Annotated in this window: 12 protein-coding genes and 1 other RNA gene; 10 read left to right on the top strand and 3 right to left on the bottom strand. The window is 62.2% G+C overall.

The window, feature by feature from the left end:
- Positions 1-55: 55 nt before the first annotated feature.
- The 3 genes from RTX98_RS09715 (at position 56) to RTX98_RS09705 (ending at position 3,303) form a co-directional block, all read left to right on the top strand.
- A complete protein-coding gene (locus RTX98_RS09715; RefSeq protein ID WP_312796264.1) occupies positions 56-1,075 on the top strand; it encodes a metalloregulator ArsR/SmtB family transcription factor in 1,020 nt (339 codons plus the stop codon).
- On the top strand, positions 1,075-1,998 hold the full coding sequence (metF, locus tag RTX98_RS09710) for a methylenetetrahydrofolate reductase [NAD(P)H] (protein WP_312796262.1): 924 nt from the start codon (positions 1,075-1,077) through the stop codon (positions 1,996-1,998). Before RTX98_RS09715 ends, metF begins: the two co-directional genes overlap by 1 nt.
- Before the next feature lie 84 nt (positions 1,999-2,082).
- Positions 2,083-3,303, top strand: coding sequence for an alanine racemase (locus RTX98_RS09705; protein WP_312796260.1), 1,221 nt, complete (start codon positions 2,083-2,085; stop codon positions 3,301-3,303).
- 24 nt (positions 3,304-3,327) lie between these two features.
- On the opposite strand, the gene RTX98_RS09700 is transcribed toward RTX98_RS09705, so the two are convergent.
- The 3 genes from RTX98_RS09700 to RTX98_RS09690 all read right to left on the bottom strand — a co-directional run bounded on the left by RTX98_RS09700 (position 3,328) and on the right by RTX98_RS09690 (position 4,710).
- On the bottom strand, positions 3,328-3,507 hold the full coding sequence (locus RTX98_RS09700) for a type II toxin-antitoxin system RelE family toxin (RefSeq protein ID WP_312796258.1): 180 nt from the start codon (positions 3,505-3,507) through the stop codon (positions 3,328-3,330).
- 101 nt (positions 3,508-3,608) lie between these two features.
- Positions 3,609-3,827: a DUF6290 family protein gene (locus RTX98_RS09695; RefSeq protein ID WP_312796256.1), complete on the bottom strand. Its 219-nt coding sequence runs from the start codon at positions 3,825-3,827 to the stop codon at positions 3,609-3,611.
- Positions 3,828-3,891: 64 nt separating this feature from the next.
- Positions 3,892-4,710: a GH25 family lysozyme gene (locus RTX98_RS09690; RefSeq protein ID WP_312796297.1), complete on the bottom strand. Its 819-nt coding sequence runs from the start codon at positions 4,708-4,710 to the stop codon at positions 3,892-3,894.
- 273 nt (positions 4,711-4,983) lie between these two features.
- Between RTX98_RS09690 and RTX98_RS09685 the strand changes: the two genes are divergently transcribed.
- The 7 genes from RTX98_RS09685 to rsmH all read left to right on the top strand — a co-directional run bounded on the left by RTX98_RS09685 (position 4,984) and on the right by rsmH (position 11,894).
- Complete coding sequence (locus RTX98_RS09685) at positions 4,984-7,038, top strand: putative bifunctional diguanylate cyclase/phosphodiesterase (protein ID WP_312796254.1); 2,055 nt, start codon at positions 4,984-4,986, stop codon at positions 7,036-7,038.
- 141 nt (positions 7,039-7,179) lie between these two features.
- Entirely contained in the window at positions 7,180-7,902 is a 723-nt protein-coding gene (locus tag RTX98_RS09680) for a DnaJ family molecular chaperone (RefSeq protein ID WP_312796253.1), read from the top strand.
- Positions 7,899-8,666: an N-acetylmuramoyl-L-alanine amidase gene (locus RTX98_RS09675; RefSeq protein ID WP_312796252.1), complete on the top strand. Its 768-nt coding sequence runs from the start codon at positions 7,899-7,901 to the stop codon at positions 8,664-8,666. Before RTX98_RS09680 ends, RTX98_RS09675 begins: the two co-directional genes overlap by 4 nt.
- 168 nt (positions 8,667-8,834) lie before the next feature.
- The gene (locus tag RTX98_RS09670) at positions 8,835-9,542 is read left to right on the top strand and encodes a lytic transglycosylase domain-containing protein (RefSeq protein WP_312796251.1); all 708 of its coding nucleotides are present in this window, start codon (positions 8,835-8,837) and stop codon (positions 9,540-9,542) included.
- 50 nt (positions 9,543-9,592) lie between these two features.
- Positions 9,593-10,008: RNase P RNA component class A (gene rnpB, locus RTX98_RS09665), an RNA gene on the top strand.
- A gap of 411 nt (positions 10,009-10,419) precedes the next feature.
- A complete protein-coding gene (mraZ, locus tag RTX98_RS09660; protein WP_312796249.1) occupies positions 10,420-10,887 on the top strand; it encodes a division/cell wall cluster transcriptional repressor MraZ in 468 nt (155 codons plus the stop codon).
- A complete protein-coding gene (gene rsmH / locus RTX98_RS09655) occupies positions 10,884-11,894 on the top strand; it encodes a 16S rRNA (cytosine(1402)-N(4))-methyltransferase RsmH (protein ID WP_312796247.1) in 1,011 nt (336 codons plus the stop codon). The genes mraZ and rsmH overlap by 4 nt, the downstream gene beginning before the upstream one ends.
- Positions 11,895-11,910 lie beyond the last annotated feature (16 nt).

The raw sequence follows: 11,910 nt of genomic DNA, 5'->3' as shown, positions 1-11,910 counted from the left end.
CCATGGCATGACATAAACATATCTTTATGTCTCTTACCCATTTGGGAGATCGTTGATGTCAGACAAGCTCGAACTGTTGACCCTTGTAGATACGTTGAAGGCAGCGGCCGAATCCAGCCGTTTGCGGATTCTGTTTCTGTTGGCGTCCGGCGATCTCACCGTCAGCGATCTGACCGCGATCCTCAACCAGTCGCAGCCGCGCGTGTCCCGCCATCTCAAGCTCCTGCAGGAAGCGGGCCTTGTCGATCGCTACCAGGAAGGCTCCTGGGCCTTCTTCCGGCTGGCCGAATCCGATGGCGCGCGCGAACTGATCCTCGGCCTGCTCGCCCGCATTGCCGATGACGATCCGCTGGTGGAGCGCGACATCGAGCGCCTATTCGGCGTGCGCCAGAAGCGGCAGGAAAAAGCGACGCGTTATTTCCGCTCCAACGCATCGAGCTGGGATGAAATCCGCTCGTTGCATGTGCCGGACAAGGCCGTTGAGGCCGCTCTGCTCGATCTCGTCGGCACGCGGCCCTTCCAGTCGATGGTCGATCTCGGCACCGGCACCGGCCGTCTGCTCGAACTGTTCGCGCCGCTGTATCGCCGTGCCGTTGGCATCGATATGTCGCGCGAAATGCTCGCCGTCGCCCGCGCCAATCTGGAACGCGCTGGCATCACCAATGCACAGGTGCGCCAAGGCGACGTTTATGCGCCGCCGGTGGACCGCGACGCCTTCGACCTCGTGACCGTCCATCAGGTGCTCCACTATCTCGATGATCCCGCATCCGTTGTGAAGGAAGCCGCCAAGCTGTTGCGTCCGTCCGGCCGCCTCGTCATCGTCGACTTCGCGCCGCACGGCCATGAGTTCCTGCGCGAAGAGCATGCCCATGCCCGTCTCGGCTTCGCAGATCGGCAGATTGAGGATTGGCTGACGGAAGCCGGCCTTGAACTGGAAGACACGCTCAGTTTCGCACCCGACAACGGCAATCAGGGCCTCACGGTCAAGCTCTGGCTCGGTCGCGATCGCCGCCTGCTGATCGCCGATACCGCCGCTCAATCAGCACGTCACCCCCAAGCAAGCGAGACGGTTTGATGAACCAGCCCAGCTTTTCCCGCCGTCCGGACATCGGTGACCGCGTCCGCGTTTCCTTCGAGTTCTTCCCGCCGAAGACGCCTGAGATGGAAAACCGTCTTTGGGACACGGTGAAGCGGCTCGAGCCCCTTCAGCCGCATTTCGTGTCCGTGACCTATGGCGCCGGCGGCTCGACCCGCGAGCGCACCTTGCGGATCGTTCGTCGCATCATCGCCGAAACTGGTTTGGCTCCGGCAGCGCATCTGACTTGCGTCGATGCCTCTCGTGCCGAAGTGGACGATGTAATCGCCAGCTTCCTCCAGGCCGGCGTCACCCGCTTCGTGGCTCTGCGTGGCGATCCGAGCGCCGGCGTGGGTAGCGCCTATGAACCCCATGCCGATGGCTACACCAACGGAGCCGAGCTCACCGCCGCGCTTCAGCGTCAGGGTGCCACCGACATTTCCGTTTCCGCCTATCCCGAAAAGCACCCGGAAAGCCCGGACTTCGCCACCGATATCGACATGCTGAAGCGCAAGGTCGATGCGGGCGCCACCCGCGCCATCACGCAGTTCTTCTTCGAGAACGACGATTACGAGCGCTATGTCGAGCGCGTGCGTAAGGCCGGCATCTATATCCCGATCGTGCCGGGCATCCTGCCGATCGAAAACTTTCGGCAGGTCGCAAACTTCGCCGGCCGCACCGGCGCGACGATCCCTGCCTGGGTCGCCCAGCGCTTCGAAGGGCTGGACAATGATCGCCAAACGCATGCGCTGGTTTCGGCTGCGGTGGCCGCCGAGCAGGTGCTGGATCTGGTCGAACGCGGCGTGGAGGACTTCCACTTCTACCCCATGAGCCGGGCCGAACTCTCCTTCGCGATCTGCCATCTTATCGGCGTGCGTCCAGTGGAAACCGCCGCTGTTGTGAGCGAGGCGGAAGCGGCATAATCCGGCTAGTCGGCAAAACAGGGTCGAAAACTCGGCACCGTGCTTTATGTTCACCGCAACTGAAGTAAGGACGACCCTGATCTGATGCAGCGTTTTGATACCGCACGGGATGCCGCCATGAAGCTGCGTCCCGACGATCCCATCTACTGCTTCCATCCCGAAGTCCTGAAGGCAGACACCAAGCGGTTCATGGGGCTGTTCCCCGGCAAGACCGCTTATGCCGTGAAGACCAACGGCGAAGAACTGGTGTTGAAGACCCTGGCCGAAGCTGGCGTCCAGACTTTCGATGTCGCGTCGCCCGCCGAGTTCAAGGCTGTCCGCAACGTCGCGCCGGATGCCGAGATGCTCTACATGCATCCGATCAAGGCGCAGTCCGACATTCGCCTCGCGCTCGAAACCTACGGCATCCGCGTCACCGTGGTCGATCATGAAGACGAGATCACCAAGCTGACCCGCGTGGTGCGCGCGCTCGACATCGACCCCGGCCAGATGACCGTGTTCGTGCGGCTCCAGACCAAGGGCCATGCTGCCTACGAATTGTCCAAGAAGTTCGGGGCAGGGCCGGCGCATGCGGTGGAGTTGCTGCAGCGTCTGTCGCGCACGGGCTACAAGGTCGGGCTTTGCTTCCATGTCGGTAGCCAGATCGAAGATCCGGACACCTATGAGCGCGCGCTGGCTTCCGCCGACTGGGTCCGCAACCGCGCCGGTGTTCCGATTGCTGAGCTCGATGTCGGCGGCGGCTTTCCCGCAGAATACGGCCACGATCCCAACCGCAAGACGCCCAACCTGCCATCGCTCGACGAGCTGATGGCGCAGTTGCGCGGCGACATCACCGAATGGGGTTTCGGCGATATGCCGCTGGTGGCCGAACCCGGCCGCGTCATCGTCGCCCGCGCTTTCTCGCTGATCGTGCGCGTCCTCCTGCGAAAAGGCCGCCGGCTCTACATCAATGACGGCATCTGGGCGTCGCTGTCGGATAGCTGGACCGGCAAGATCACGCTGCCCGCCCGCTTCATCCCCGATCCGGCCATCCGTCAGCGCAATGGCGACGAAAACAAGATCGTGCCCTTCAAGGTCTGCGGCGCGACCTGCGATTCCGTCGACATCCTGTCGCGGCCCTTCTGGCTGCCGGAAACCGTTGACACCGGCGACTGGATCGAAATCGGCCACATCGGCGCCTACTCCCTGTCGCTGCGCACCCGCTTCAACGGCTTCTACCCCGACACCTTCGTGCAGGTAGACACCCCCTTCCACGAAGGCGACGCCCCTCAAGGGTTCGCAAGTCTGGAGACGATGGCGGACTGAGTTTTCAGTCCGCGTTTCGGCGCTTCAAGGCCGAACCGCGCGTGAACCATAAACCTCGCGGCGATGTGCGAGGTAGATCACGAGTACAGTCTGGCCGTCCTGCTCACGAAGAGATGTGACAAGGCGGTAGTCACCGACGCGGAGCTTCCAGTATCCAGCCAGCTCAGCGCGATAGGGGATGAGCTTCGTTCTGACATCGTCCACGCTTCGAGCGACGTCAGCACACGCTGGATGCGCGTCTGGACCGCGCGGTCAAGCTCCGCGAACTGCTCGAAGGCACGTGGATGCCATTGAACGACGGCCATTCAGTGATCGAGCCGCAGCCTGCGCATGACCTCGGCATTGGAGATCGGCTCGAAGCCTTCTTCTGCAAGGCCCTTCACGACTGGCGCATCGTCGATCTCTTCGATCCGGTCGAGCAATGCTTCGCGTACCAGCTGCGACGCGCTGACAGATGACGATGACAGCACCTTGTTGAGAAGCGCTTCAGTCGCGTCGTCGAGATCGATGGTGATGCTGGCCATGCCGATGCTCCCTGAAACAACAGTTTAGCACGGCCGCTCAAACCAAGGAAAGCGTCCGCGTTCCTCAGCTCGTGTGCTTGGCGACCCAGGCGCGCCATTCGTTTTGCGTGCCGTTGAAGACGTTGATGTCGGCGTCGCCCTTGATGCCCGGCACCTTGCCCGTGCCGGTATATTGCCAGAACAGGAAGTCCTTGGTGCCGTAGCGGACATGCGGATGGGCCGACACCGAGCGCAGCCACCAGTCATAGCCGGTGAACAGGTCGAGGCGGTTGTCTTCGTAGAAGTCGATCGACGTGTAGATGATCGGCTTCTTGCCGTAATGCTTGGTCAGGCGCTCCAGGAAGATCTTCATTTCCGCGCGCACGACGGATGCCGGCGGGCGCTTCTTGCAGGTCGGCGACATGTGGTTCCATTCCATGTCGAGCACTGGCGGCAGCGAGTTCTTCTCATTCGGCACGTTGCGGATATACCAGTCGGCCTGGTCCTGCGCCGTGCGGCAGAAGTAATAGAAGTGGTAGGCCGCACGCGGTACGCCGGAGGCCTTGGCCTCCTGCCAATGCGTGGCGAACATGTCGTCGACGCGGTCGCCGCCTTCGGTGGCCTTGATGAAGGCGAAGGACACGCCGCTTTCGCGCGCGATGCCCCAGTCGACCGAACCCTGATACTTGGAAACGTCCGTGCCGTGGATGGCATAGGAGGTCGGCGCCAGCGCCTTGTCCCACGGATGCGGCTTGCGGTCGTTGAAGCGGGGATAGGCCAGGCCGGTCTGGAACGAGGTCGTGGTGGTGCGTGTGGCCGTCGGCTTCACATCCGCAAAGTCGTAGCTCGTGGTCGAGCAGGCCGCGACCGAACCCAGCATGGCGAGACCAAGGAGGCTGCGCAGGATCGAATGTTTCAAAGCCACACCAGCTTTCCTCGTTGAACTCAGGCCATCAATGCCGCGAGATGGTAACCAAAGTCTTGCCCGTTTGCACCTTCGTTGCACCGGAAAGCTGCTTCTATCTTGCAGCACGGTCTCCAGTGGCTGATTTTTCCGTGATCAAGGCGCAGACCGTCACAGCAACCTTTTCCGTCAAGCGATCAACTTTATTTGTGATTTGCTAATATAAGGAAGGTTAAGAAGCGGCGGGGTCAGCATCGCCATCGGAATGACAGCATGAATACCACCTATGCCGGCCTTGCCGAGGGTGATCGGGTCTCGCTTGCGGTTGCTGAGATGAGCCGCGTGCGCGTGTGGCGGGCCGAGGCGGATGGCACTCTGCGCAATGGTTTCGGCTGGAAGACCGCCGATGGGAAAGTCGCAACTGCCGAGGACTGGGCATCGTCCATTCACCCGCAGGACCTGGAAACGATCACCGGGATCTGGTTCGACGCCTTCCGCACGGGTTCGCCCTTCGAGCTTCTGTTTCGCGGCCAGCAGGCTGACAAGACCTATCATTGGTACAAGTCCAACGGTCTCCCGCTTCGCGGCGCGAACGGCGACATCGAGGAATGGATCGGGGTCGTTCAGGACATCCAGGACGATCTCGATGCTGCCGACACCGCCCGCGTCAGCGAGGAACGTCTCCGTCTGGCGCTGGAAAGCGGCAATTACGGCGTATGGGATCACGACCTGCAAACCGGCGAGCTCTGGGGCGCCAATGCGGTTGCCCGGTTCATCGACCTGCCAAGCCCGATCGCCAATCTGGAAGACTTGCTGGAGATCGTTCATCCGGACGACCGGCCCCTCATCCTGAGCCGGGTTTCCGCTCAAGGTGCGGGTGAAGACCCACACTTCCGCAACGAATTCAGGATCATCGATCCGAAGACGCAAAGTATCCGCTGGATCGAAGCCATCGGAACGCTCATCGCGAATGGCGACAATCCGCCCAGCCGCAGCCTCGGCCTCATCCGCGAGATCACGGGCGAAAAGATCCAGCGCCAGCGTCTGGAATATGAAGCGCGGCACGATCCGCTCACCGGCCTGCCGAACTGGCGATCCGTGGCGGCTGAGCTGCTGGCGCTTTCCATGGCGAAGCGTTCGGCTGCCCTGATCCTGGTGTGGATCGAAGGTCTTCGTGAAGCAAGCGAGCTCTATGCGCGCAACACCGGTTGGAGCCTGCTGCGTGAAGTGGCGGATCGCTTTCGCAGCGTGTTGCCGAACGGTGAGATGATCGCGCGCACCTCGACGGAACTGGCCGTCGTCGTGCCGGATGCCTCCAGCCAGACGATCGGAGCCGTCGCCGAACGTCTTCAGGAGATGCTGGAACTGCCCTTCGAGGTCGGCGAAGCGCAGGTCGCGCTCAGCGCCCACATGGGCATCGCGCTTTTGCCGGATGACGGCATGATCGGCTCTGAACTGCTTCTTTCGGCAGATCTGGCCCTGGCAAAGGCGAAGTCCGGCATGGTGGGTACGACGTGCCTGTTCACGCCCGCTTTGCGCAATGATGCGCGCCAGGAACATGCGCTCAGCGCGGAACTGCGCCAGGCCGTGCGCGGCGGTGAGTTCGAGCTGTTTTATCAGCCGCAGGTGCGCATGAATGATCATCGCATCATCGGGCTGGAAGCGCTGTTGCGGTGGCACCATCCGCAAAAGGGCATGCTGGCTCCAGCCGCGTTCCTGCCTGTGTTGAAGAAAAGCCCGATGGCCAACCATCTCGGCAAGTGGGTGATTGAGCAGGCTGCGAGAGACATTTCTGCTCTGAATCGCCACCGGAGCGACAGCGAGAAGATCCGCGTCGCCGTCAATCTCTTCTCTCGCCAGTTCGCCACGGGCGATGTTGCCGGCCAGATCGCTGATGCGTTGGCGAGCCACGAGGTCGCGCCGGATCTGTTCGAGATCGAAGTCACCGAACGCGTTATCCTGAGAAACGACGATGGCACGATCCGCTCCACGCTGACCAGGCTGCGCGATCTTGGCTGCCCCGTGGCGTTCGATGATTTCGGCACAGGCTATGCCTCGCTCAGCATGCTCAAGAAGTTCCCGATCACCCGTCTGAAAATCGATCGCGAATTCGTGGAGAACCTGGAGCGCTCGCCCGAGGACGGCGCGATCGTGGATGCGGTTCTGTTTCTTGGCCGCACCTTCGGCCTGTCGATCACGGCGGAGGGCATCGAGTGCAACACGCAAGCCGCCATCCTTCAGGAGCGGGGCTGCGAGGAAGGGCAGGGCTATCTTTTCGGCCGCCCCATGCCGTTGAACGAGGTGAAGACGCTGCTCGGCGCGCATTGAGCTTAGTTAAGACGCAGCCTTCCGCGATCCCCTACATTCATCACCAGCTGTTTCCCAGGCGCTTACCAACGCATGGAAGGTTTGCGCTGCGCGGGCCCTCCCGATCTTCCGGTCGGGAGTTGTTTCCGTTAGAGGTCAAGCATGGATTCGGTCTGGTCTCGTCTCGGCGCTGCTTTGTTGAGCCTTCCGGCACGCGGTGCGTCCGGCATCGGTTCGCTGCTTGAAGCGATCCGCACCATGTTTGTGGGCGACCCCGCGCTGAGACGCCAGGTCGGCTTTTCCGTCGCGATGATCGCATTGTCCGCCAAGATGGCGCGCGCCGATGGCGTAGTGACGCAGGACGAAGTCCGCGCCTTTCACAGGATCTTCGAGATCCCGCCGGACGAGATGCGCAACGTGCAGCGCCTTTACAATCTGGCGCAGGCCGATACGGCCGGCTTCGAGACCTACGCCTATCAGTTGGCCAATTTGTGCGGCAGCGGCGACGACAATTGCCTGCTTCTGCAGGATATCCTCGACGGCCTGTTCTATATCGCGGAGGCCGACGGCATCGTGCATGAGCGCGAGGTGGCGTTTCTCCGCCGCGTTTCCGAAATCTTTCGCATCGATGCGCTGCATTTCGAGCGGCTGCTCGCGCGCCACGCTCGTCCGATGGGGGCTGATCCCTATGCCGTGCTCGACCTTCCGATCGACACCGAGTTCGGCGCCGTGCGCAAGCGCTACCGAACGCTGGTGGCCGAGAACCATCCCGATCGCCTGATCGCGCGCGGCATGCCGGCCGACTTCATCGCCATTGCCACGAACCGGCTGGCTGCCATCAATAGCGCCTATGAGATGATCGAAAGAAGCCAGGTTCCGGCGTGAGCGCATTCCCGGCCGACTTTGCACGGGCAGTGGTGCGGCCGTCGCCGAATTTCGGACCGCGCCGCGATTGCGAGCGGCCGAGCCTCATCATTCTTCATTACACCGGGATGATCACGGGGCAGGCCGCCGAGGACTGGTTGTGCGTGCCCGAAAGCGAGGTGTCCTCGCATTACCTCGTTCATGAAGATGGGTCCGTCGTGCAGATGGTGCGCGAAGCCGACCGCGCCTGGCATGCCGGGCGTAGCATTTGGGGCGGAAATGCGGACATAAATTCGCATTCCGTCGGCATCGAGATCGTCAATCCCGGTCATTTTCTTGGCTACACGCCATTTCCAGACGATCAGATCGCTGCTGTGGTCGATCTGTGCCGCGACATTGCGACACGTCACGCGATGCTGCCCGAAGGCATTCTGGCGCATTCCGATGTGGCTCCTGGACGCAAGATCGATCCGGGCGAACTCTTCCCCTGGGCCTCCCTCCACGCTGCCGGGATCGGGCATTTCGTGCAGCCTGAACCGATCGGCGACGACCTTCCATTTGGCCTCTGCGCAACGTCGCCCGACGTAGCCAAAACCCAGCAGATGCTAGCCGACTACGGTTATGGCATCCAAGTCAGCGGTGTTCTGGATGAGGCGGCACGCATCGTTGTGGAAGCCTTTCAGCGGCACTTCCGACCGGAACGTGTTGATGGCCTGATCGACCGCTCGACGCGTCTCACGCTCAGCCGGTTGCTTAGAAACCTACCTGTGTCGCCATCGGTTTGAACGATCACGCAATATTACAGTAACTCGATCAACGTTACTTCCTACACCATTTTTGATGCAACTTTTCCCGGCATCTCATAACTCATCCGACGCCGGGCTGGGTTCTGACCCCCTCGGCCAGTGCAGCGTAAGCCGGGAAATCCGGCAGTCAGATCAGTACAGGTATCGATGACAAGCAGGACCGTGTTTGCGGTGGCCGTGGCCGCCGGGTTGACGACGTTTGCCCAAATGGGCGCAGCTCAAGCCGATGGTCGCGATTTCTTCGCGAACAGGGCCGTCGACCCGACGGTAACGGGATCGATCGGCAAGGAAGCCAAGGGGAAGGAGGTTGCCGAGACGGTTACCACGACGACCTCTTCCAAGGGCTATGCCAACCCACACCGTCCCGCACTCACGGCTGTGGAACGCTCCAGTCAGAAGAAGTTCTCCGCTCTGCCAGGCGTGAAGCCGCTGTCTCTGGACGACGGCGAAGTGCCGGTTGCCGAAAAGGCGGTGGTGAACGGGCGCAAATATTCCACGATCGTGTCGCGCTACGCTTCGGCCTATGGCGTGCCCGCCAACCTGGCCCATGCGGTGATCAGCGTTGAAAGCAATTACAACGAGGCTGCTCGCGGCAGCGCCGGTGAAATCGGCCTCATGCAGATCAAGCCGGCAACGGCGCGCATGCTCGGCTACACCGGCAGCGCCAAGGGGCTCTACGACCCCGACACCAACATCAAGTGGGGCATGAAGTATCTCGCTATGGCGCACGATCTGGGCGGCGGCACCACCTGCGGCACGATCCTGAAATACAATGCCGGCCACGCGGCAACCCGCATGAATCCGATCTCGGCGGCTTACTGCGCCAAGGTGAAGCGCAAGCTCGGCAGCGCCTGAGTTCACGGGGAAGGCTTGCTTTTCGCTGGCGGTCATCCTTTAAGGCACTGCCAGCCGGCCGGGCGGCCGCAGCCGCAAGCACCGAAAGGTCGCGGCTGAGGAAAGTCCGGGCTCCGGGAAACACGGTTCCGGCTAACGGCCGGCGGGGGCGACCCCAGGGAAAGTGCCACAGAAAGCAAACCACCTCGGCGACCGGCCTTCGGGCCGGTTCTAACGAGGTAAGGGTGAAAGGGTGGGGTAAGAGCCCACCGCGAGCCTGGCAACAGGATCGGCACGGTAAACCCAACCGGGAGCAAGACCGAATAGGGATGGCGCGAAGGGCAACCTTCGGGGCGGTTTCCAGCCTTGTCATCCGGGTAGGTTGCGTGAGGCGCATGGCAACATGCGTCCAAGAAGAATGGCCGCCACGTTTCTGCCTTTGCGGGCAGGGGCCATACAAAACCCGGCTTATAGGCCGGCTGGCATTTTCATCTCCCTCATCCTCAGAGCCGCGCACCCTCCGCTGGGGGGTGCCTCCTCGCGGCGTGCTTTCATCGTCGCAGCGGTCCGCCTTTTCTGCTGTTGGCAACACTTTGTTAGCCTTAACGGCGGATAAACGGGGTCCACCTGCTTCAACGGAGATGCACGTCCAGACTCAGCCTCGCACCAGCCACAAAGCCCCGTTCCCATTGACGCCCATAGGGCCCCATGGTATCCCAAATGCAGTTTCGTTTGTTGTCCCAGTATCCTCAGGAAGCGAAGGCGATCCGGTTGCCGCAATGGCGGCTGGAGGATCGAGCCGCGTCTGCAATCTGGTCCGAGACAAGCGGTTGCGGGAAGGTTGGTTGCTGCGTCGACGCGATGACGGGCAGCTTCAGGAGAATGGTTTCGGCGCGCAATGCAGCGGTTTCTGTCCAGCGCGGTAAACAAGATCGACGCGAAAGGTCGCGTATCGGTGCCCGCGCATTTCCGCTCCATCATCCAGAGCCGCGGCTATGCGGAACTTTACGCGCTGCGCTCGCTGGACACGCCGGCGCTGGATGTCGGCGGACCGGATCTGCTGGACCAGTTCGAAGCGCGCATTGCGCAGGAAGATCCGCTCTTACAAACGGCGGACGATCTTTCCTTCTTTTATCATGGGGACGGCGCCTTTCTGCGCTTCGACAGCGAGGGGCGCATCAGCGTGACGGATTTCATGCGCGATCATACCGGCATCACGACGGACGTGGCCTTTGTGGGCCGTGGCAACTGGTTCCAGATCTGGGAACCGACGCAGCTGGCGACCCATGCCGCCGCCGTTCGCGCCCGGCTTCTGGCGCGCAAGCGTCGCGCGGACGCGTCTGGCAATCAGGATGGTTCGGCATGAGTGCGGATCACGGTGCCCTCCAGGCCGATCACGCGCGCCACGTTCCGGTTCTCCTGAAGGAAGTTCTGGCAGCGCTCCAGCCTGCGGCCGGCAAGACCTTCATCGACGGCACCTTCGGTGCGGGCGGTTATACGACGGCGCTGCTGAATGCCGGCGCAGACGTCATTGCCATCGACCGTGACCCCGATGCCATCGCGGCCGGGCAGGCGCTGGTTGAGCGTGCGCAAGGCAGGCTCCGCCTCGTGCAGGACGTGTTCTCCAACCTCGACGCCCATGCTGGCGGCTTGGTGGATGGCGTGGTGCTGGATGTCGGCGTGTCCTCCATGCAGCTCGATCAAGCCGAGCGCGGCTTTTCCTTCCGCGGTGATGGTCCGCTCGACATGCGCATGGCGCAAACCGGCAACACGGCTGCCGACGTCGTCAACACCTACAAGACCACCGACCTCATCCGCATCTTCGGAATCTTAGGCGAAGAAAAGCAAGCGAGCCGCATTGCCCGCATGATCGAACAGCGCCGCGCCGTGCAGCCGTTTGAGCGCACGCGCGATCTCGCCAATGCCATCGAAACGCTGGTGGGCCGCAATCCCAAGGTGAAGATCCATCCCGCAACCCGTGTGTTCCAAGGCCTGCGCATCTTCGTCAACGACGAGCTCGGCGAACTCGCCAAGGCGCTGTTTGCCGCCGAGCGCGTGTTGAAGCCGGGCGGCGTGCTGGCTGTGGTCAGCTTCCATTCCCTGGAAGACCGCATCGTCAAACGCTTCCTGGCCGACCGCTCGACCCAGTCCCGCGGCTCGCGCCATCTGCCGGCCGTCGGGCAGCAGACGCTGACCTTCGATCGTCCCGCGCCGGCCGTCGCGCCGTCGGAAACGGAAGAAGACACTAATCCGCGTGCGCGTTCGGCACGGCTGCGCTCCGCGCGCCGCAGCGACGCTGCCCCGCGCGACGCCGATTTCTCACTGTTCGGCCTGCCCAGGCTGCCCGACATTCAGGTCGAGAGGGACCGCTGACATGATGTTCCGCACC

This window comes from Tianweitania sp., from assembly GCF_032053605.1.
Taxonomy (GTDB): Bacteria; Pseudomonadota; Alphaproteobacteria; order Rhizobiales; family Rhizobiaceae; genus Tianweitania.
Note: the sequence above shows the minus strand (reverse complement) of the source record. Positions and strands in the feature narration are given on the sequence as shown.

Excerpts from the sequence above, each read along its gene's own strand:
- RTX98_RS09715 (WP_312796264.1), top strand. The coding sequence starts at position 56 with ATGTCAGACAAGCTCGAACTGTTGACCCTTGTAGATACGTTGAAGGCA.
- metF (WP_312796262.1), top strand. The coding sequence starts at position 1,075 with ATGAACCAGCCCAGCTTTTCCCGCCGTCCGGACATCGGTGACCGCGTC.
- RTX98_RS09705 (WP_312796260.1), top strand. The coding sequence starts at position 2,083 with ATGCAGCGTTTTGATACCGCACGGGATGCCGCCATGAAGCTGCGTCCC.
- RTX98_RS09695 (WP_312796256.1), bottom strand. The coding sequence starts at position 3,827 with ATGGCCAGCATCACCATCGATCTCGACGACGCGACTGAAGCGCTTCTC.
- RTX98_RS09685 (WP_312796254.1), top strand. The coding sequence starts at position 4,984 with ATGAATACCACCTATGCCGGCCTTGCCGAGGGTGATCGGGTCTCGCTT.
- RTX98_RS09680 (WP_312796253.1), top strand. The coding sequence starts at position 7,180 with ATGGATTCGGTCTGGTCTCGTCTCGGCGCTGCTTTGTTGAGCCTTCCG.
- RTX98_RS09670 (WP_312796251.1), top strand. The coding sequence starts at position 8,835 with ATGACAAGCAGGACCGTGTTTGCGGTGGCCGTGGCCGCCGGGTTGACG.
- mraZ (WP_312796249.1), top strand. The coding sequence starts at position 10,420 with ATGCAGCGGTTTCTGTCCAGCGCGGTAAACAAGATCGACGCGAAAGGT.
- rsmH (WP_312796247.1), top strand. The coding sequence starts at position 10,884 with ATGAGTGCGGATCACGGTGCCCTCCAGGCCGATCACGCGCGCCACGTT.